This is a genomic window from Corynebacterium qintianiae (assembly GCF_011038645.2).
Lineage (GTDB): Bacteria > Actinomycetota > Actinomycetes > Mycobacteriales > Mycobacteriaceae > Corynebacterium > Corynebacterium qintianiae.
Map to the genome: position 1 here is coordinate 2,113,970 of NZ_CP064955.1, position 20,293 is coordinate 2,134,262.

Below are 20,293 nucleotides of genomic sequence, written 5' to 3' on the forward strand. Positions count from 1 at the left end.
CAAGGAACACACACGACACAATGCAGGCCACACGGTAACAACACATCTGCTGCACCAGAAACCCAACAGCATGCCAACACACCACAATCATTTTTTGCCTGCAACCATCAATTGCACACCAGCGCGACACAAGCACAACCATTTCCAACGATCATGCCGGCATGCATCCACCCGGATTTCATACTTCGGCGGCAGTCACACACACGGCGACTCAACCACCCACGCACACCACACACCACCAACAACTGTCAGCAGCACACAATGTGACTCACAAAAACAAAAGCTCCTTAGAAAGGAGGTGATCCAGCCGCACCTTCCGGTACGGCTACCTTGTTACGACTTCGTCCCAATCGCCGATCCCACCTTCGACAGCTCCCTAACAAGTATGGGCCACTGGCTTCGGGTGTTACCAACTTTCATGACGTGACGGGCGGTGTGTACAAGGCCCGGGAACGTATTCACCGCAGCGTTGCTGATCTGCGATTACTAGCGACTCCGACTTCATGGGGTCGAGTTGCAGACCCCAATCCGAACTACGACCGGCTTTCAGCGATTAGCCCCACCTCACAGTGTCGCAAACGCGTTGTACCGACCATTGTAGCATGTGTGAAGCCCTGGACATAAGGGGCATGATGATTTGACGTCATCCCCACCTTCCTCCGAGTTAACCCCGGCAGTCTCTCATGAGTCCCCACCATCACGTGCTGGCAACATAAGACAAGGGTTGCGCTCGTTGCGGGACTTAACCCAACATCTCACGACACGAGCTGACGACAACCATGCACCACCTGTACACCAACCACAAGGGAAACCGTATCTCTACGGCGATCTGGTGTATGTCAAGCCCAGGTAAGGTTCTTCGCGTTGCATCGAATTAATCCACATGCTCCGCCGCTTGTGCGGGCCCCCGTCAATTCCTTTGAGTTTTAGCCTTGCGGCCGTACTCCCCAGGCGGGGCGCTTAATGCGTTAGCTACGGCACGAACCCCGTGGAAGGGACTCACACCTAGCGCCCACCGTTTACGGCATGGACTACCAGGGTATCTAATCCTGTTCGCTACCCATGCTTTCGCTCCTCAGCGTCAGTTACTGCCCAGAGACCTGCCTTCGCCATCGGTGTTCCTCCTGATATCTGCGCATTTCACCGCTACACCAGGAATTCCAGTCTCCCCTACAGCACTCAAGTTATGCCCGTATCGCCTGCAGTCCCACAGTTAAGCCGTGGACTTACACAAACGACGCGACAAACCACCTACGAGCTCTTTACGCCCAGTAATTCCGGACAACGCTCGCACCCTACGTATTACCGCGGCTGCTGGCACGTAGTTAGCCGGTGCTTCTTATCCAGGTACCGTCACTTACGCTTCGTCCCTGGCGAAAGGAGTTTACAACCCGAAGGCCGTCATCCCCCACGCGGCGTCGCTGCATCAGGCTTGCGCCCATTGTGCAATATTCCCCACTGCTGCCTCCCGTAGGAGTCTGGGCCGTATCTCAGTCCCAATGTGGCCGTACACCCTCTCAGGCCGGCTACCCGTCGACGCCTTGGTAGGCCATTACCCCACCAACAAGCTGATAGGCCGCGAGCTCATCCCATACCGCAAAAGCTTTCCAACCACACACCCACATGTGATTCCTATCCGGTATTAGACCCAGTTTCCCAAGCTTATCCCGAAGTACAGGGCAGATCACCCACGTGTTACTCACCCGTTCGCCACTCGAGTACCCCGCAAGCAGGGCCTTTCCGTTCGACTTGCATGTGTTAAGCACGCCGCCAGCGTTCATCCTGAGCCAGGATCAAACTCTCCACAAAAACATTTCAGCAGAAACATCCAGGCGTGAAAAGCCCAAACCCAACCACAACAAAAACCACACCACCAACCCCACAACAACAACCGCAGGGCCAGCAGCACTGGCACAAAATCCTAAAATTCACTAGCAAAAACTAGCCACCAGCCCTCACAATCCGACGAGGAAAAACCAAGAGCCAGCAAAAAACGCGATCCGAAAACCGCACACCATGGCAAAACCACGAAGCAATGCCGCCATCAAAGGTTCACGACACCACCACCGGCACACACCCACCCACACACAACACAACGTCACACGCAGGCAGACACACCACAATGCACAACCAACAAACCACAAACAAAAAAGTACATTGGCACACTATCGAGTTCTCACACAACACACGCACACCCAACCAACCACGACAACCATCGCAGCCAATCAAAGGAGGCACCAGCGGTAGTTTTCCTGTCCGCCATCTCACCAGAACCACTCCGGCGGGGCGTTGTCGGTCTCGCTGACTCACACAAAGTTACACACCCCCACCACCAAACACAAACCCGCAGCTAAAACCCACAAAACCGGCGCGGGAACTAGCGGTACATTCCGCGACTTTCTGCGACTCTTCTGATGAGGTCGTCGAGTGACTCTCGGGTGTGGCCGAGCCGCAGCGCCTCATCGATCATGGGTGCAATGAAATTTCCGGCGAGCTCATGGCGGCGCTCGTAAAGGATCACGTCCCTTGCCCGGGGGGTGACAAACATTCCTATTCCGCGCCTCTTCTCCAGCACCCCGGCGTCGACAAGCAAAATGAGCCCTTTTCGCGCGGTTGCGGGATTGATCTCATGGAACGCGGCAAGCTCATTGATTGAAGGTGCCCTCTGGCCGGCTTGTAGCGAACCGTCGACGATCAGATCCTGGACAAAGCGTCCTACCTGAACAAACAGGGGTTCAGCTTCAGAATTCACAGCGCCCGTCTCCCTCAGGTTAGCTAGTCTTGTAACTAACCATATATGTTCGGAACGATTCTTGCGGATGGGCCGTTGTATAGACGTAAACAGTCCTTTTTGAGCGATTTTCCCTGCTCATCGTCGGCACCTGACGCGGGTAACGGCAATCGTGCACACTGGGATACGCAAACGAAAAAATATTAGAAACAAAGAATCGGAATTTAGGAGCCATGTTTGAACGCACACTCGTGTTCGTCGACACTTCATACTTACTCGCGAGCTTTTACAACTCGTGGGAAATCGGCGCCCGCGCACAGTTAGAAATCGACCTTCCCGAGGTCGTAGCAACCCTCGGGACGATGGTCTCCCATCAACTGCATCAACCCATCCACCGCCAGTATTGGTACGACGGTATTCCAGACTCGGGGCCCCACCGCTACCAGCGCGCCCTCCGCACGTGCGACGGTGTGCAGCTGCGCACTGGCCAGCTCATCGAGTGGGGTGAGCGACGCACGCAAAAGGGCGTCGACACGCGTCTCGTGGCCGACCTCGTTGTTAACGCCACCCGGCACCAGTTCAGCGACTTCGTGCTCGTCTCCGGGGACGCCGACATGATCCCCGGGGTCGACGAGGCCACCAATCACGGCGCCCGGGTCCACCTTTACGGTTTCGGCTGGGACTCCATGTCATCCGCGTTGCGCCATGCGTGCGATACCACGACCATCCTGGATCCCCGCGAAGACTTTGCGGACGCTATGCAGCTTCAGGTGCTCGAGGGACCGCTACCCCCGGTGATTCGGGAACGACCGCTCAACGACGCCGAACCGCTCGACAGCGATCACGGCCCCACCGCAGTTCCTGGTTTCAGCCCGGACCCGCTGCGAGCCGAGGCAGGGACCGTCGCGACGCCACGCCTCGAGGGTGCGAACGGTTCCGGAGGAGAGGTGGTGCCGGATCCCGAGAAGCCTGCCAGCGACATCCCCGCCGGGATCGAAGAACCCGACATGTGCGACGAGCCGTCGGAAGCCGAAGTGGAGGCGATGACCGAGGCGAGCAAGCCCGGCAACCGCCATACGCCTTCACCCCTTGATATGGCCGTCGGCTCGCCCAAACCCACACCGAAGCCGTCAATGATGGCGCCCAGGCGCAAGCTCCGCTCCCGCTACGTCCCCCTGCCGGAGGAGGTGTGGACCTCAGCTGGCTTCCAGACCCCCTTCGACGTCGGCCAGCAGTACGCCACCTGGTGGTACGACAACGCGGCGTCGGCGGAGCAACGGGACAAGGCTCACATGCTCTCGGGCGGCGGCCTTCCACCCGAAATTGACCGGCCGCTGCTTCAGTTCGCTTGCGAGACACTCCACGAATACACGCTCAGTGAGAACCAGCGAGTGAACCTGCGCGACGGGTTCCACTCCGGGATTCGAAGGGTGCTCATCAACATCCATCGCGAGTAGGGTGACGCGAAAACGGACTGCAGGAAGATGCGCCCGCAGTCCGTTTGCCCTGTATCCCTAGCTGTTGCGTGACTCGTCGGTCGCGTCGTCGGCGACGTACTGCTCGGCGTCGGCAAGCGCCTTCTCAACATCGGCCTCACCCGCGTCCGCCGCACGCTCGGTGCTGCCCGCCTCGGGTAGCTCGCCGGCTGGCTCACTGGCTTCTGCGGCCTCGAGCTGGTTGCCGCCCATCGACGCCCGGATTTCCGCGAGACGGTTCGACGCGGCGATATCGGTTCCCCCGGCCTCGATCTCCGCCATGCGGTCGGTCATGGAGTCCTTTGTCAGCTCCTGGGCGCCTAGGGCGTTGGCGTAACGGCGCTCGATCTTGTCACGCACCCCGTCGAGGGTGGGCGCGTTGTCATTGCCACCGACCTGATTCATGCTGTCCATGGTCGCGGCGGTCTGCTCCTGCATCTTCGCCTGGTTCAGCTGCGACTCCAGCTGGGAAACCTGGCTGAGCTGTTCCTGCAGCCGTGCCTCGGACTGCTTCTGCTTCTGCTGCGCCTCGGTCGCGGCCTGTTCGGCCGCCGAGTAGGCCTGCTTCGTCTGCTCGAGTTCCTCTTCAACAGAGACGAGCTGGGAGGCGATCACCTCGGCGGTGGCGTTGAACTGCTGTGCTTTCTCCGCATCACCGGAGGCTGAGGCCTTGTCGGCGGCCTGGATCGCGGTGCGGGCTTTATTCTGGAGGTCTTCCTGGGATTTAATCAGCCGCTCAAGCTTCATCTGCAGCTGGTTGCGGTTGCCAATAATGTTTGCGGCATGCTGGCTGAGCTCAGCGTGCTGCTTCTTGGCGCCAGCGACCGCCTGCTGAATCTGCACCTTGGGGTCGGCGTTCTGGTCGATCTTGGTGTCGAACGACTGCATCAGGTATTTCCAACCCTTGCTAAATGGGTTTGCCATGGCCTTCAAATCCTTTCATCGGGTGCTACCTCGGTTTGAGTCTACGCAAAAAAGTGCGCCCACCTCGGAAGGTGGACGCACTCGCAAGATTCGGCTGAGGCTAACCCTGCTGGTTGTTCTGTTCCTCGATCTGGCGGCGCACCTCATCCATGTCGAGCGCCTTGACCTGGCTGACCAAATCTTCGAATGCCGCCGGCGGGAGCGCGCCAGACTGGCGGAATACCATGATGCCGTCACGGAAAGCCATCAGCGTCGGAATCGCCTGGATCTCGAGCGCGGCGGCGATCTGCGGGTTCGCCTCGGTATCCAGCTTGGCGAAGGTCGCGTCCGGGTGCGCCTCGGAAGCCTTCTCGAAGGTCGGCGCGAACTGCTTGCACGGCCCGCACCACTCCGCCCACGCATCGACGATTACCGTGCCCTCGGCGGAAACCGTCTGCTCGAAAGTGTCCTCGGTGACGTCAACGGTAGCCATGTGTCTCTCTCCTAACTTCGTTTTCTAATGTTGTTCGGTTCCAACCCTAGCAACGCGGCGTTTATTCCCGGTTAACATGGCAATGACAGCAACCCGAGTGGAAGGACAAGATCATGGCGGTTCGCCAGTTCAACGTTGAAGGAATGACCTGCGGCCACTGCGAGGCGAGCGTTAAGGAGGAGGTGCTGGAGATCGACGGTGTCACCGAGGTTTCCGTGGATCACACCACAGGCGTCTTAGAGGTGGCGGGCGAGGGGTTCTCCGCCGAGGAAGTCTCCAAGGCGGTGCACGAAGCTGGATATTCCCTGGCTTAAACCTTGATTGGATACCCCGAGGGGGTATAGGGTGGGGGCGTGACCGCCCCTAACGCCGACGCACTCAAGAACCTTGAGCACCTCGAACACCTCGATCTCGGTGTTACGGGGATGACCTGCGCGTCGTGCTCCTCGCGTGTGCAACGCAAGCTGAACAAACTCGACGGGGTCGAGGCGACTGTCAACTTCTCCACAGAAACTGCCGCCGTCGACTTTGACCCGTCCAAGGCCGACGCGGACACACTCATCGACACCATCCGCGGAGCCGGGTACGACGCCTTCCCGATGAACGCGGAAATCGTCGCCGAACCGGAGGTGGGGGCGTCGACAAGCGATGCCCTTGACGAAGCACGCGACCGCACCGCCGCGCAGTTGAAGTTCACGGTGATTTGGACAGCGATTGTCTCGCTACCTGTGATGCTCGTGTCGATGATCCCGGCCTGGCAGTTCATGAACTGGCAGTGGGCGGCCCTCGCCGCGACAACGCTGGTGTATTTCGCGGGCGGTGCCGTGTTCCACCGCAGCACCCTGACCAACCTGCGCCACGGCGCAGCCACAATGGACACGCTGATCACCCTCGGCACGACCGCCGCTTATGCGTGGTCGGTGTGGGCGCTGTTCGTCGGAAACGCTGGTGAGCCCGGAATGGTCATGGAGATGTCCCTCCTTCCGGGTTCCTCGCACGGGGCGATGGACGAAATCTACCTCGAAACCGTCTGTGTGGTGATCACGTTCCTACTGCTCGGCCGCTGGTTCGAGATCCGCGCGAAGGGCCGGTCCTCGCAAGCACTGCGGGATCTGCTGAGCATGGGCGCGCACGAAGCGTCTGTGCTTCGCGACGGTGCCGAGGTCCGCATCCCCGTCGACCAGCTCGCCGCCGGCGACCAGTTCGTAGTCCGCCCCGGTGAAAAGATCCCCACGGACGGCACGGTTGTTTCGGGGCGCTCGGCCGTCGACCAGTCAATGCTAACCGGCGAGTCGGTCCCGGTGGAGGTGTCTGAGGGCGCGAACGTCACCGGCGCGACCCTGAACACGTCCGGCCGACTCCTCGTCGAGGCCACCCGCGTCGGGTCGGAGACCACTCTGGCGCAGATGGCCCAGTTGGTCAAGGACGCCCAGGCCGGAAAGGCCCCGGTAGAGCGGCTGGTCGACCGAATTTCCCAGCTATTCGTGCCGGCGGTCATCGTCATCTCCCTGCTGTCTCTCCTCGGCAATCTCCTCGCCGGCCACGACACCGTCACGGCGTTCACGGCGGCGGTCGCGGTCCTCATCATCGCCTGTCCGTGCGCACTGGGCCTGGCCACGCCGACCGCCATCTTGGTCGGCACCGGCCGCGGCGCCCAGATGGGTCTGCTGATCAAGGGCCCGGAGATCCTCGAGTCGACTCGGCAGGTGGACACCCTAGTCATGGACAAGACCGGCACGATCACCACCGGTGATATGGGGGTGGACGCCGTCGTACCAGCCGAGGGCTGGGATGCCGGCCGGGTCCTGTCGCTCGCCGCCGCGGTGGAATCCGGCTCGGAGCATCCCATCGCGCGGGCCGTGGTCCGCGCCGCACCCTCCGCACCCGAACCTACGGAGTTCCGCAACGAGGCGGGTGTGGGCGTCAGTGCGCTTGTCGACGCCCACACTGTGCGCGTCGGCCGTCCCGTCGGCGGCCTCGGGAATCTCGGGGATCTCGCGCCCGCATTCACCACCGCGCAGCAATCGGGAGCGACCCCGGTTGTCGTCGAGGTCGACGGTGAACCAGTCGGCATCGTCTCAGTCCGCGACAAGGTGAAAGACAATTCCGCGGGCGCCATTGCGGCACTGCGCGAGCTCGGTCTCGAGCCCCACATGCTCACGGGCGACAACGCCGGCGCGGCAAGGGCTGTCGCGACGGAAGTGGGGATTGACGCCGCCAACGTCACTGCCGGTGTGATGCCTGAGGACAAGGTCGTGGCAGTCAAGCGGTTGCAAGCCGAGGGAAAGCACGTGGCCATGGTAGGCGACGGTGTCAACGACGCTGCGGCGCTCGCTCAGGCGGATCTGGGCCTCGCGATGGGCGCTGGCACCGACGTCGCTATCGAGGCTTCCGACATCACCCTCATGAGCAACTCCCTGGTGTCCGTCGCCGACGCGATCCGCCTCTCACGGCGCGTTCTGCGCACCATCAGAGGCAACCTGTTCTGGGCGTTCGCCTACAACGTGCTGCTCATCCCCGTCGCGGCCGTGGGGTTGCTCAACCCGATGCTCGCGGGTATCGCTATGGCATTCTCCTCCGTCTTCGTTGTCGTCAACTCTCTGAGACTCCGCAGCTTCCGCTCCGTGTCGCAACACCGCGCATAAAAGCCGGTGGGCACGGGGGTTTGCCGGTGTAGCATTCCCGTCTGTGACCTCAGCGACATCTGGATACTCAACCGCCGGTGCGGACCTGACACGCACCGAGCGCCTCGACCGGTTGCCCGTGACCCCCAAGCACCGTCGCCTCCTTATCGGATCAGGCGTCGGCTGGGCCCTCGACGCCATGGACATCGGCCTAGTGTCCTTCATTATCGCCGCCCTCGCGGTGCATTGGGACCTGGATAAATCGACAACCTCCTGGATTGCGTCGGTTGGATTCATCGGGATGGCCATCGGCGCGTCCTTGGGCGGCCTCCTCGCGGACAAGCTCGGCCGCCGGCAGGTGTTCGCGGCCACTCTCCTGATTTACGGCATCGCCACGGGCGCTTCGGCGCTGGCCACTTCTGTCGGCGCGCTCATGGTGTTCCGGTTCATAGTCGGACTCGGACTCGGCGGCGAGCTCCCGGTAGCATCCACCCTGGTCAGCGAGTTCTCACCCCGTCGCGTACGCGGCCGCATGGTGGTTCTCCTTGAAGCCTTTTGGGCGGTGGGATGGATTGCTGCCGCGGTGATAGGCACATTCGTTGTCGCCCACAGTGAAACCGGGTGGCGATGGGGCCTGGCGTTAGGTGCGGTGCCGGCGCTTTACGCCGTTGTGGTGCGCCTCGGGCTCCCCGAGTCGGTTCGCTTCCTCGAATCCAAGGGTCGACACGAGGAGGCGGAGGCCGTCGTACAATCGTTCGAGGTCGAGACTTCGCCCGCGGACTACGACATCGACCCGGAGGAAGAGCCCGAAAAGGTCACGGGCGGCATCTGGGGCACGTCCCTGCGCAAGCGCACCTTGTCGTTCTGGATTGTTTGGTTCTGCGTCTCGCTCGCCTACTACGGGGCCTTCATATGGATCCCCTCGCTGCTGGTTTCCCAAGGCTTCACCCTAGTGAAGTCCTTCACCTTCACGCTCATCATCACCCTAGCCCAGCTGCCGGGCTACGCGGCGGCCGCGTGGCTCATCGAGGTGTGGGGGCGCAGGAAGACGCTCTCCGTGTTTCTGGCTGGCTCCGCCGCGGCAGCGCTCCTCTACGGACTCGCCTCCGCCGAGTGGCAGATCATCGCCGCGGGCTGCCTACTGTCGTTCTTCAACCTGGGCGCCTGGGGCGCTCTGTACGCCATCGGCCCAGAGCTCTACCCCACCGCGATCCGCGCCACCGGCACCGGCGCGGGCGCCGCTTTCGGGCGTATCGGGTCGATCCTCGCGCCGTTGCTTGTCCCGCCCGTGCTCGCGTTCGGCGGGACAGTTGCCGTGTTCGGCGTTTTCGCCGCCGCCTTCACGATCGCCTGCGTCGCGGCCTTTACGTTGCCGGAGCAGCGTGGTCGTGTGCTGAACTAAGAAGCTGTCAGCCGAAGAGCCTTCTCAGGCGGCTTCCAAACCCGCCCCCGCGCGAGCTCGTCACTACCTCATCGATTGCGTCGATGTCGCGCGGCAGGTTGTACAAGACAGTGGAGTCACCGGTGTCGGCGACGGTAATGCTGTTGTCGAGGCTGGCTACCGTGCGCGCGCACGGCTCGGATGCGTTGATACGTCGCACGGACATTGTTCTCTCCCCTGGGTGGTTATCGTGGCGGCCGCCGGATGTGGCGTAACTAACAGCGAGAATAACCCACTGAACTCGCCGTGTCACCGCAGCTTAGCCTTTGCTAACCCCCGCCCCTCCGTCCCTACTCAGCCGCGGGCCATATTGACGAATCGGGAGTAGTGCAGCTGGTGCGCCACCGGGATGGTGTCGATCGGGCCACCGCGATGCTTAGCCACGATGATGTCGGCCTCACCCGCACGCTCGTCATCCCTGTCCTGGGAGTCTGGTCGGTAGAGCAAGAACACCATGTCCGCGTCCTGCTCAAGAGAGCCAGACTCGCGAAGGTCGGCGAGCTGGGGCTTCTTGTCGGTTCGGGACTCGGGCCCGCGGTTGAGCTGGGAGATCGCGATCACCGGCACCTCGAGCTCCTTGGCCAGCAACTTGAGCTGGCGGGAGAACTCGGAAACCTCTTGCTGGCGCGACTCGACCTTGCGGCCGGAGCTCATCAGCTGCAGGTAGTCAAGGACGATCAGGTCGAGGCCGTGCTGCTGTTTCAGGCGCCGCGCCTTGGTGCGGATTTCCATCATCGTCAGGTTCGGTGAGTCGTCGATGAATAGCGGAGCATCCTGGATCTCGGTGAGGCGCGTGGTCAGCTTCTCCCAGTCCTGCTCCTCCATCTGACCGGAGCGCATCGCGGAGAGCTTGATCTCGGTTTCAGCGGAGAGCATGCGCATGGTGATCTCGGAGGCGCTCATCTCCAGCGAGAAAATGACCGAGGTCTTGCCGTGGTTGATGGAGCACGACCGCATGAAATCCAGGGCCAAGGTGGACTTGCCCACGCCCGGACGCGCCGCGATGATGATCATCTGGCCCGCATGGAGGCCGTTGGTAAGACTGTCCAGGTCCAGGAAGCCCGTAGGGACGCCACGGTCGAGGGCTCCTCCGCTCTCAATTGCGGTGAGCTCGTCGATCGTCGGCTTGAGCAAGTCCGATAGCGCCTGATAATCGGCGCTCGTCTGCTTCTTCGAAACCTTGAAGACTTCCTGCTGCGCCCTGTCCACCAGGGCCTCGATCTCCATCCCCTCCGTCCCCTCGTAACCGAGCTGCACGACGTTGGTTCCCGCATTCACCAGCTGGCGCAGGAGGGACTTCTCCGTGACGATCTCGGCGTAGTAGCGCGCGTTCGCGGCGGTGGGCACGCCGGAAATGAGGGTGAGCAGGTAGGGGGCTCCCCCCACCCTCTCGAGCTGGTTGAGGCGGTCCAGGCGTCCGGACACGATGAGCACGTCGATGTCGGAGCCGCTGGAGTACAGGTCGACGATCGCATCGAAGATCAGCTGATGGGCGGGGAAATAGAAGTCTTGGGCGCTGAGCTCGTCAATAACCTCAGCCAGGGTGTTGGGGCTGAGCATCATTGCGCCGAGAACGCTGCGCTCCGCCTGCTCGTCGTGCGGCGGCTGGCGGTATTCCCGCAAGTCGTCCCGTGAGCGGTTGAAATTCGAGCCGCCGCGGTAACGGGTTGATCCGCCCCGTGAAGCGCCCGGCTCAAACTCCTCGGCCGGCTCAGGCGGCGGCACGAAGTCCTCGGAATCATCAAAGCTAGCGACGTGGTCTCCAGCAGCCAATGTGCACCGTCCCTCCCGTAGTCAACGAACCGGGCATGATCTTACAGTGCCAACTCGACAACCCCTTTTTGCGAAGTAAGCAGGGAGCTCCAAAAAGGTGATTATCCACAAGACATGTGGATAAGTTGTGGAGTGCTCTGCGGCAACCTCCCACTTCCGGACTCGGCTTGTGGGCAACCTGTGCACAACCCAATGCTCCACCTCGACTTTTATAGTAAACGCCCTGTATACACCACTTTTATTCGGATCGTTCGACATAGAAGATTCCGTGAATAACTTAACCACCACGAGGTTTGACTCTTGCACTCGAGAACGCTATGGGCCGTCGATAAGCGGGCTCTACGCGAACTTATCCACAGCCGTCCACACACTCGGCGGGGGCCGCAGGGCCATGGCCCACCCGCGTAACTGGAAACCGCTTTCACCAGGTATTTATCCGTAGGCTTGATGGTGTACACAGCAGTTAACACAAGGAGATTCGCATGAAGGCCGTTCGCCACATTGGCTACCACACATTCCCCGAAATCAAAGAGGTAGAGAAACCTACCCCGGGCCCGGGTGAGGTCCTGCTCAAGGTTGCCGGCGCCGGTGCCTGCCACTCGGACGTGGCCATTTTACACGAGTTCGACGAGGGCCTGAACCCGCAGATGGACCCCGAGTTCACCCTGGGCCACGAAAATTCCGGCTGGGCGGAGGAGCTCGGTGCGGGCGTGGAGGGCATCGAGCTCGGTGCCGCCTACTTGGTCTACGGGCCCGTCGGGTGCGGCATCTGCCGCGCCTGCACCCGCGGCCAGGACACCTACTGTGAGCATGCCGCCGCGATGGACTACGCAGGTATCGGCCTAGGCCGCGACGGCGGCATGGCCGAATATGTTGTTGTCCCCGCGCGCAACCTAGTCCCGCTGGGTGACGCCGACCCGATTAACGCCGCGCCGCTTGCCGACGCTGGCTTGACCCCATACCACGCCATCAAGCTCGCCCTGCCGCACCTTAGCGGCGGCGGCAAGTACGCCCTGGTTATTGGCCTGGGCGGCCTCGGCTTGATCGGCGTGCAGATTCTCAAGGCTCTGACCGGCGCCACCATCATCGCCACAGATATGAAGGAGGACGCGATGGCGGAGGCCGAGAAGCTCGGCGCCATCACTGTCCCTGGCGGCGAGGGCCAGGTCGAACGAATCCGTGAGATCACGGGGGGCAAGGGCGTCGACGCGGCGTTCGACTTCGTCGGCGTCGGTGCGACCGTCGGCACCGCCATGAAGTCCGTCGCACGCCAGGGCCGTGTCACCATCGTGGGCATCGGCAACCTCTCCCCCTACGAGTGGGCGTTCCTGACCACCCCGTACGAGGCCGAACTAGTGAACACGTACTGGGGCACCGTCGGCGAACTCCATGAAGTGGTCGACATGTACAAGGCGGGCCAGATTGTTCCGCAGGTCGCCACGTACTCGCTGGACCAGGCGCTTGATGCTTATCAGCTGCTGGTAGACGGCAAGGTTTCCGGCCGCGCTGTCATCGTCCCCCACGGCCACTAGGCACGGTGCGGTACCCTCGGTTCCGTGTTCGTCGACAAGGTGCGTGTCGAGGGGGTCCCCTCCGGTTATCTCGCCGCGCTCCCCGCAGTGCGCTCGCTTAGCGACGCCCCGCTGACGCTCACCCGGCCCGTCACCGTCTTCACAGGTGAGAACGGGGCGGGCAAGTCGACTTTGGTCGAGGCCCTCGCCGTGGCCGCCGGTGCAAACCCGGAGGGTGGTTCCCGCAACGCGCAGTTCACTACTTCGGTGGACCCGGTCTCGAAACTGTCGCAGCACATCGTGCTCACGCGCTCGCGCAATGCGCGCGATGTCTTCTTCCTGCGCGGGGAAACGTATTCCGGGCTTGCGCGCTACTACGAAGGATTGCCGGGCGACCCGCTCGCAGGGATGGCCAAGCTCAGCCACGGCCAAGGGTTGATGCACCTGGCCCGCGAGCGCTTCGGCGCGGGAGCCCTCCTGTTTCTCGACGAGCCGGAGGACGGGCTCTCCGTCCTCGCCCAGCTCGAGCTTCTGGGGATCCTGTGGCATCTTGCCGACCGGGGCTCCCAAATCATCATGTCCACCCACTCCCCCGTCCTCCTCGGCATCCCCGGTGCGCAACTGCTCGAAGTCGGGGCGAGGGGGATCGCGCCAACCGCGTTCGAAGAGTCTGAAGCGGTGAGAGCGTGGGAGGAATTCATCACCGACCCTGTCGGAACCGCGAGCTTTCTGGTGAAGCCGTGAGGCCGTTCATCAAAGCCGTCAGCCTCCGCGACGAACTCCGGGCCACGGGGTGGGTGCTCGAAATACCTGCCGTCGCGCATCTCTTGCGCCGCGGCCGCCTCGACCTGTCACACCCCGTCACCGTCATCACCGGTGACAACGGGGTGGGCAAATCAACGCTGCTCGAGGGCATCGCCCGCGGTTACGGCTTCAGCACCCAGGGCGGGGCCTATCGAATCGAGACGGCCGGGTACCCCGATCCGCTATTCGACGTGCTGTGGGTGCAGGCGACTACCCGTCCGAAACAGGGTTACTTCCTGCGGGCCGACACCCACTTCGACCACGCCACGGAACTGGGGCCGGACGGCCCGAGCGCTCGCAACCTGCACCACATGTCCCACGGAGAGTCCGTATTAGCTGTCGTGGAGGCGTTCGTCCGAGACGGCGTTTACCTCCTCGACGAGCCCGAGTCTGGGCTTTCCGCCGTACGTCAGATGGCGCTGCTCGCGATGCTCCACCGCCTCGCGGACAAGGGTGCGCAGTTTATTATCGTGACCCACTCCCCCATTCTGCTCGCCATTCCCGGTGCACACATTATCGAAATCACGCGCGAGGGAATCAACGAGGGAGTCGAGGTGGAGGCCACCACGGCGTTTCGGGCGATGCGAGACTGGCTGGCGAACCCAGCCGGTGTCGCAGACTTCATGGTCGAAGTAACCGACTCCTAGCGGTTCTTACCCACACCCCGTGCCACAAGCCAACCGCCTGCGCTGAAGGAGGCTATCGCCGTCAGGTAAGAGATCGCGCCCCACGCGAAAACGATGGCGAGCACGCCAGCGGCAACGAGAATGATTCCGAGCGTGATGTCCTGATTGCCGGTGGTGTTGTTGTTCGTGGCCATGGCTCAACAATAATGTGGCGCGCACGAAGGCGCGGGCCCCACTCCTCACAAGTGGGGCCCGCGCCGAATGCTGTTGTCGTTGGACCGCGTTTGTGCGGTCGTCGTCAAGCTGCTTTTACGCGCCTACGACCTCGAAGTTCACCTTGCCCTCCACGTCATCGTGGAGGTTGACCTTGACCTGGTAGCCACCGGTCTTGGTAACAAGACCCTTCGGCACGTCGATGCGGCGCTTGTCCAGGGACGGGCCGCCAGCAGCCTTGACTGCGTCGGCGATGTCACTGGCCTGCACGGAGCCGAACAACTTGCCGGCTGCGGAGGTGCGAACCTTGACTTGGACGCCCGAGAGCTGGTCGAGCTGATCGCGCAGCTCCTTGGCGTGGTCGAGGTCGCGCACCTGGCGGTCAGCCTGCGCGCGCTTGATGTCTTCGATCTGCTTCTCTGCGCCGCGGGTAGCTGGGATAGCGAGACCGCGCGGGAGCAGGAAGTTGCGTCCGTAGCCGCCCTTGACCTCGACGATATCGCCGGGTTCGCCGAGCTTGTCAACGGCAGCGGTGAGGATCAGCTTCATGAATCCTAACCTTCCTAAAGTTGAAAATGGGGATGTGTGTAAACGGGTTCAAGCGTTTAGAACGGGGGCTCGTCGTCCATCCCACCGAAGCCACCTGCCGGCGGCGCGGAGTTCCACGGATCGTTCTGCGGCTGCTGTTGGTTGCTGCCCCTGTTGCCGGACTGCTGGCCCTGCTGGCCAGAATTACCGCCGGAGAAACCACCCTGGTTCCCTCCGCCGAAGCCTCCCTGGTTGCCGCCACCTCCGTAACCGCCGGAGCCGCCCTCACGCGGTGTCCGGGCTACGTTAGCGGTAGCGTACTTCAGGGAAGGGCCGACCTCGTCGACCTCGACTTCGAAAACGGTGCGGTTCTCACCCTCGCGGGTCTGGTAGGAGCGCTGCTTCAGGCGGCCGTTGACAATCACGCGCGTGCCCTTGGTCAGGGATTCCGCGACGTTCTCGGCAGCCTGGCGCCAGACATTGCAGGTCAAGAACAGGGCTTCGCCGTCCTCCCACTGGTTGGTGTCACGGTTGTACGTGCGCGGAGTGGAGGCGATGCGGAAATTTGCCACTGCGGCACCGCTCGGGGTGAAACGCAGTTCCGGGTCGGCGACAAGGTTGCCGACAACGGTGATGGGGGTGTCTCCCTGTGCCATGGTCTTGAGCCTTTCGAGATGTGGTCCGTTTGGGTAACGAGCCTATCCGCTCTTACTTGTCGGTGCGCAGAACCTTGGTGCGCAGAACGCCTTCGTTCAGGTTCAGGACGCGGTCGAGCTCAGCGACGGTCTCCGTGGAGCAGTCGAGATTGACGACGGCGTAAACGCCCTCTTCCTTCTTGTCGATCGGGTAGGCAAGTCGGCGCTTACCCCACACATCAACCTTTTCTACCGTGCCGTTGTCCTTGCGGACGATCTCCAGGAACTTGTCCAGGGACGGGGCAACGGTGCGTTCATCCTGCTGCGGATCGAGGATAATCATTACTTCGTAGTGACGCACGGACCTCATCACCTCCTATGGTCTGTTAATGGTTTCGGCCACCGCCCTTTAGCGGTAGCAGGAGGGTCGTTGCGTCAAGCAACCCCTCCACCCTACAACACGCAGGTGGCGGGGCAAAATGCTTATCGACGCCCGGTGGTCCGACCCGCCGTCTAGGAGATGCCGGGATTGGGCACGGCTACGAATACGGCGAGGAACACCGGGATGACGGTGATGAAGACAAAGGCCGCGATACCCAGCCCGACTGCCAAAGGGGTCCGCCGCCACTTGGCTACGGCGAGGAACGCGACCGCAATCAGCACGAAGCCGATGACGATGGAGACGATTCCGAGGGTGGTTGCCGACATCACGCGGGGACCTTCCTTTCCTCCCACTCCGCGGGCCGGGTTAACAGCGGATCCTTGCCGTTGTGCGCCTCCAACACCTTGTCGTGACGGCGGCCGAGCATCTGCTGGACGACGAGCACCATCATGGCGATAATCAGGCCGTCGCGTGCGAGCACCACGACGTTGAGGATCTCACCCGGAATACCCTTGTTCTCCGTACCGAGCATGTGCCACATGAGGATGGGCCAGACGAGCATATCCACAGTCATCCATGTGGCCAGCAGCCGCCAGTGCGGCAACGCCAGGACGGCGGGGATGACCAGCCACAGCGAGTACTGCGGGCTCCACACCTTATTGAACAATAGGAAAAAGGCCACGGTGAGGAAGAGGATCTCGGCCACACGGGGATCCCTGGGCGCCATCAGCCCGATAACGGCTGTGAAGATGCAGCCACCCAGGAACAGAAGCAGCGTGACCGTGTTGAGGATCTCCGGGGTGCCACCACCGGAGTCGAACCCGGTCCAGCCGACAGCGCGGGACGCGACCGCGTAGATGGTGGTCCACTCCCAGGAACGCTCCGTGTTGAGCCGCTGGAACTCACCCCACGCCTGTGGGTTGCGGAGGTACACCGGCAGGTTGACGGCCAACCATGTCACCGCGGCGGCGAAAACCATCTTGAGAAATGGTCCCCAGCTCCGCTTCCGGATGGCAAGGACCAAGTAGGCACCGAGGGCGAACAGCGGCCACATTTTGAACGCCGTGCCGAGGCCGATGAGGGCACCCGCAAGCCAGAACTTCCTGTTGCGCGCCGACAACAGCGCCGCGACGAGGAAGAAGATCGAGGGGATATCCCAGTTCGTGAACGCGTGCATGATCAGCAGCGGGGAGGCGACAACGAGCAGCGTGTCCCAGATGCGGTTACCTGTGAGTTCCGCGACCATGCGCGCGGTGATAACCCAGATCACAGACATGACGAACGCGGTGAGGTAGAAGTACCAGCCCACGTCCGGCAGGAATTTGTCAACGAGGAAGTAGGTGTTGCGGCTGATGAAGCCCATGACGTTCTGGAAAATTCCGGCCAGGACCGGGTACTCCATGTAGCGTGTCAGGTCGCCTTCGACCCATGAGTAGTCGTAGACGAACCCGGGCTGGTCGAGGCCGCGCCCGCCGAAGAGCGGGACGATGTCGTTGTAGCAGAACGACGTGTACTGGCGGTTGCCGTCCCAGTTCAGGCGCAGCACGCCGTTCTCGTCGGGGCGGCCGCCTGCGCAATTGGCCTTCGCCAGCGCGGCGAACGCGAGGAACACCCACGCGACAGTGAAGACGGCGCGCAGCGGCGACCAGAACCGGGCACGCCCGATAGGAGCGAAACGGCCCATGGGGCCACCGAGGAAATCTACCCAGCCGCGGGCCATCGGCTCGGTTCGGCCTGGCTGGACGCGGTGTGCCGGATCCGCCCACACTCCGCGACTCGTCTGCGCTACCGTCTGGCTCGAATTCTCCACGGCTCGACGCTACCCCAGAACGTCGTTGAGGAAGTCCTGGACGGGATCCGGAACTACCGGTGCGGGTGCAGGTGCGGGGGCCGGGGCAGGTGCGGGCGCGGCGGGAGCCGGCGCGGGTTCTGGGGCGGGCGCAGGCGCCGGTGCGTTTCCACCGCCGGTGCCGTAACCGGTGCCGTAACCGCCACCCCCTCCGTAGCCGTAGCCGTTACCTGTTCCGTAACCGGTGGAGTAGCCCCCAGACCAGCGCGAACCACCCAAGCCCGTCCCGCCGCTGTAGGCGTTGATACCCCAGTACACCGGCGTCGCGTCGGGGAACTGGACAATCTCCTTGCCCTCGAGAGCGGAGTCCATCACGTCCTTCCAGATCTTCGCGGGGGTGCCGGAACCGTACATGTTTCCGCCCCACTCGTTGAAGATCGCCGAGGTGTTGTCCGCCGTGCCGACCCACACCGCCGTGGCCAGCTGCGGGGTGGCACCGACCATCCACGTGTCCTTGTTGTTCCCGGTGTCGCCAAGCTGTGCGGTACCGGTCTTCGCGGCAGCGGGGCGGCCGCCCGCCAGGGTCGCATTGGCGTAGCCGACGACGGTCTGGAGCGCCTCGTTGGCGTTGTCCGCAACCTGCTGTGCCACCCCGCGCTCGGCGTAGGAGTTGTCCATCTGGAAGAGCACCTCACCTCGGGCGTCCTCGACACGCTCGACGAAGTAGGTCGGGTGATGTGAGCCACGGTTAGCCAGGGTCGCCATTGCGGTCGCCATGTCGAGCACGCGCGATTGGTACTGGCCAAGCACGATACCCTCGTACGGTTGCCCGCCGTTCTCCCGCAGGGTCTCGGGGATACCGGGAATAGAACGGGCGACGCCGAGAGCGTGCGCCATGTCCGCAGTGTCCTGGGTGGTGTTGTCCAGCTCGTCCTGGATGCGCAGGTACGCGGTGTTCGACGACGTCTTCGTCGCGTCAAGCATCGTGATCATGCCGCCGCCTCCGCCGTCCCAGTTGGTGACAACGTTGTTTCCGGGCAGGGTCACCGGCGAGGAGTCGAAAGTGGCGGTCAACGGGATGCCCTGTTGCAAGGCGGCGGCGAGGGCGAAAATCTTGAAGGTCGAGCCGGTCTGCAGCCCGGCGTTGGCGTAATCCCATCCACTCGGGTCGTCACCGCCGTAGTAGGCACGCACCGCGCCTGTTCCCGGCTCGATGGAGACAACTGCCGCGCGGGCGTCGTCCTGGAGGCTGGCCAGACGGTCGCGGGAGACTTGCTCGGCCTGCTCCTGGATGGCCGGGTCGATGGTGGTGGTGATTTGGAGGCCGCGGTTGGTCACGTCGTCCTCTGTAATGCCGATCGTCTTGAGTTCCTCCATTACCTGGTTCTTAATCAGGCCGTTCGCGCCGGTGGCCTCGGTGTAGGCGGAGTAGGTGGATGGGTCGCGGGTCTGGGGGTATTCCAGGGTCTCCCGCTCCTGCGGGGTCATCTCCCCCATTTCGACCAGTCCGTCCATGACGTAGCTCCAGCGGGACTGCGCACCTTCCGGGTTATTCCACGGGTCTAGCTGGCTCGGCAGCTGGATCGAGGCGGCCAGTACACCTGCCTCCTCCACCGTCAGCTCGCTCGTCGGCTTGTCAAAGAAAGCATGCGCGGCGGCCTCGATGCCGTAGGCGTTACGGCCGAAGTAGACGGTGTTGAGATAGGCGGAGAGGATGTCCTTTTTGTCCCACTCGTTGGTCATCTTGATGGAGTAGACCAGCTCCTTGGCCTTTCGCTCGTAGGAGTGCTCGTTGCCCACCAATGCGTTCTTCACGTACTGCTGGGTAACCGTCGAACCGCCGCCCGCGGACGAGTTGCCAGTCAGCTGGCCGATCGCCGCGCGGGCGAAACCGGTGAAGGAGAAACCAGAGTTGGTCCAGAAGTCACGGTCTTCCGCTGCGAGGACCGCGTTCTGCACGTGCGCGGGCACTTCCTCCAACGGAATCTGGACGCGGTTGCCTTCCGCGGGGACCGTGCGCGCTAACTCGGTTTGACCGTCCGCGAAGTAGATGTTTGAGATCTGGGCGGAGTCGATCTCCCCCGGCTGGGGAATCTCGGCCCGGGCGTACTGCCACGCAAACCAGGTCGCCGGGATCGCGGCGAGGAGGAGCAGGAAGAGCAGTGCGGCGAGGAGCCACTGACGCGTGCGGGAGCCTTTCAGCTTTGCCGTTGCTATTCGGTTGGATCCTGCCCCGGCCTCCCGGGAGCCGCCAGCCACACTATCTTCGTTTTTTGCCACGTGATTTCCCTGCGCGCTTCCTCCCACACGCGCCCATGGCGCGGGCGCATGAGGGGCTGTCCTACTGGATTGATTGCTAGGTGAC

Annotated in this window: 19 protein-coding genes and 1 rRNA gene; 7 read left to right on the forward strand and 13 right to left on the reverse strand. The window is 62.6% G+C overall.

From position 1 onward, the window contains the following. Window positions 1-291: 291 nt before the first annotated feature. Window positions 292-1,809: ribosomal RNA gene (locus G7Y29_RS10245) — 16S ribosomal RNA — on the reverse strand. A 568-nt stretch (window positions 1,810-2,377) separates the two neighbouring features. Next, window positions 2,378-2,752: a GntR family transcriptional regulator gene (locus tag G7Y29_RS10250; protein WP_165003271.1), complete on the reverse strand. Its 375-nt coding sequence runs from the start codon at window positions 2,750-2,752 to the stop codon at window positions 2,378-2,380. A 212-nt stretch (window positions 2,753-2,964) separates the two neighbouring features. Here G7Y29_RS10250 and G7Y29_RS10255 point away from each other — a divergent pair, with 212 nt between their 5' ends. After that, window positions 2,965-4,188 (forward strand): NYN domain-containing protein, encoded by a 1,224-nt coding sequence (locus G7Y29_RS10255; RefSeq protein WP_165003269.1) that lies wholly within the window; start codon window positions 2,965-2,967, stop codon window positions 4,186-4,188. A gap of 57 nt (window positions 4,189-4,245) precedes the next feature. Here G7Y29_RS10255 and G7Y29_RS10260 read toward each other — a convergent pair whose 3' ends face one another. Further along, window positions 4,246-5,130: a PspA/IM30 family protein gene (locus G7Y29_RS10260; protein ID WP_165003267.1), complete on the reverse strand. Its 885-nt coding sequence runs from the start codon at window positions 5,128-5,130 to the stop codon at window positions 4,246-4,248. Window positions 5,131-5,230: 100 nt separating this feature from the next. Further along, window positions 5,231-5,602 (reverse strand): thioredoxin, encoded by a 372-nt coding sequence (gene trxA / locus G7Y29_RS10265; RefSeq protein WP_165003266.1) that lies wholly within the window; start codon window positions 5,600-5,602, stop codon window positions 5,231-5,233. Between the two features lie 113 nt (window positions 5,603-5,715). On the opposite strand from trxA, the gene G7Y29_RS10270 reads away from it, so the two are divergent. The 3 genes from G7Y29_RS10270 to G7Y29_RS10280 all read left to right on the forward strand — a co-directional run bounded on the left by G7Y29_RS10270 (window position 5,716) and on the right by G7Y29_RS10280 (window position 9,628). Next, the gene (locus tag G7Y29_RS10270; protein ID WP_165003264.1) at window positions 5,716-5,916 is read left to right on the forward strand and encodes a heavy-metal-associated domain-containing protein; all 201 of its coding nucleotides are present in this window, start codon (window positions 5,716-5,718) and stop codon (window positions 5,914-5,916) included. A gap of 111 nt (window positions 5,917-6,027) precedes the next feature. Next, window positions 6,028-8,247: a heavy metal translocating P-type ATPase gene (locus tag G7Y29_RS10275; RefSeq protein WP_165003303.1), complete on the forward strand. Its 2,220-nt coding sequence runs from the start codon at window positions 6,028-6,030 to the stop codon at window positions 8,245-8,247. A gap of 43 nt (window positions 8,248-8,290) precedes the next feature. Continuing rightward, entirely contained in the window at window positions 8,291-9,628 is a 1,338-nt protein-coding gene (locus tag G7Y29_RS10280; protein WP_165003262.1) for an MFS transporter, read from the forward strand. A 7-nt stretch (window positions 9,629-9,635) separates the two neighbouring features. Here the strand turns inward: G7Y29_RS10280 and G7Y29_RS10285 are convergent, their stop codons facing one another. Further along, window positions 9,636-9,833, reverse strand: a complete 198-nt coding sequence (locus tag G7Y29_RS10285; RefSeq protein WP_165003261.1) for a hypothetical protein — start codon at window positions 9,831-9,833, stop codon at window positions 9,636-9,638. 128 nt (window positions 9,834-9,961) lie between these two features. After that, window positions 9,962-11,440, reverse strand: coding sequence for a replicative DNA helicase (dnaB, locus tag G7Y29_RS10290; RefSeq protein ID WP_165003259.1), 1,479 nt, complete (start codon window positions 11,438-11,440; stop codon window positions 9,962-9,964). 482 nt (window positions 11,441-11,922) lie between these two features. Here dnaB and G7Y29_RS10295 point away from each other — a divergent pair, with 482 nt between their 5' ends. Genes G7Y29_RS10295 through G7Y29_RS10305 form a run of 3 tightly spaced genes read left to right on the forward strand, consistent with a single transcriptional unit; the run spans window position 11,923 to window position 14,402 of the window. Continuing rightward, a complete protein-coding gene (locus G7Y29_RS10295; protein WP_165003257.1) occupies window positions 11,923-12,972 on the forward strand; it encodes an NAD(P)-dependent alcohol dehydrogenase in 1,050 nt (349 codons plus the stop codon). A gap of 24 nt (window positions 12,973-12,996) precedes the next feature. Further along, entirely contained in the window at window positions 12,997-13,695 is a 699-nt protein-coding gene (locus tag G7Y29_RS10300; RefSeq protein ID WP_165003256.1) for an AAA family ATPase, read from the forward strand. After that, on the forward strand, window positions 13,692-14,402 hold the full coding sequence (locus G7Y29_RS10305; protein WP_165003253.1) for an AAA family ATPase: 711 nt from the start codon (window positions 13,692-13,694) through the stop codon (window positions 14,400-14,402). The genes G7Y29_RS10300 and G7Y29_RS10305 overlap by 4 nt, the downstream gene beginning before the upstream one ends. Here the strand turns inward: G7Y29_RS10305 and G7Y29_RS10310 are convergent. The 7 genes from G7Y29_RS10310 to G7Y29_RS10340 form a co-directional block, all read right to left on the reverse strand. After that, window positions 14,399-14,575 (reverse strand): hypothetical protein, encoded by a 177-nt coding sequence (locus tag G7Y29_RS10310; RefSeq protein WP_165003252.1) that lies wholly within the window; start codon window positions 14,573-14,575, stop codon window positions 14,399-14,401. The genes G7Y29_RS10305 and G7Y29_RS10310 overlap by 4 nt on opposite strands. 115 nt (window positions 14,576-14,690) lie before the next feature. Then, window positions 14,691-15,143 carry a 50S ribosomal protein L9 gene (gene rplI / locus G7Y29_RS10315; RefSeq protein WP_165003250.1) on the reverse strand — a complete coding sequence of 151 codons (453 nt, stop codon included), beginning with the start codon at window positions 15,141-15,143 and terminating at the stop codon, window positions 14,691-14,693. A 56-nt stretch (window positions 15,144-15,199) separates the two neighbouring features. Beyond that, window positions 15,200-15,778 carry a single-stranded DNA-binding protein gene (locus G7Y29_RS10320; RefSeq protein WP_165003248.1) on the reverse strand — a complete coding sequence of 193 codons (579 nt, stop codon included), beginning with the start codon at window positions 15,776-15,778 and terminating at the stop codon, window positions 15,200-15,202. 52 nt (window positions 15,779-15,830) lie between these two features. Then, window positions 15,831-16,118, reverse strand: a complete 288-nt coding sequence (gene rpsF / locus G7Y29_RS10325) for a 30S ribosomal protein S6 (protein ID WP_196820150.1) — start codon at window positions 16,116-16,118, stop codon at window positions 15,831-15,833. Window positions 16,119-16,270: 152 nt separating this feature from the next. After that, window positions 16,271-16,465: a hypothetical protein gene (locus G7Y29_RS10330; RefSeq protein WP_249399757.1), complete on the reverse strand. Its 195-nt coding sequence runs from the start codon at window positions 16,463-16,465 to the stop codon at window positions 16,271-16,273. Beyond that, window positions 16,465-17,859 carry a glycosyltransferase family 87 protein gene (locus G7Y29_RS10335; RefSeq protein ID WP_196820221.1) on the reverse strand — a complete coding sequence of 465 codons (1,395 nt, stop codon included), beginning with the start codon at window positions 17,857-17,859 and terminating at the stop codon, window positions 16,465-16,467. The genes G7Y29_RS10330 and G7Y29_RS10335 overlap by 1 nt, the downstream gene beginning before the upstream one ends. 99 nt (window positions 17,860-17,958) lie before the next feature. Beyond that, on the reverse strand, window positions 17,959-20,208 hold the full coding sequence (locus G7Y29_RS10340) for a transglycosylase domain-containing protein (RefSeq protein WP_430393279.1): 2,250 nt from the start codon (window positions 20,206-20,208) through the stop codon (window positions 17,959-17,961). Between the last annotated feature and the right edge of the window lie 85 nt (window positions 20,209-20,293).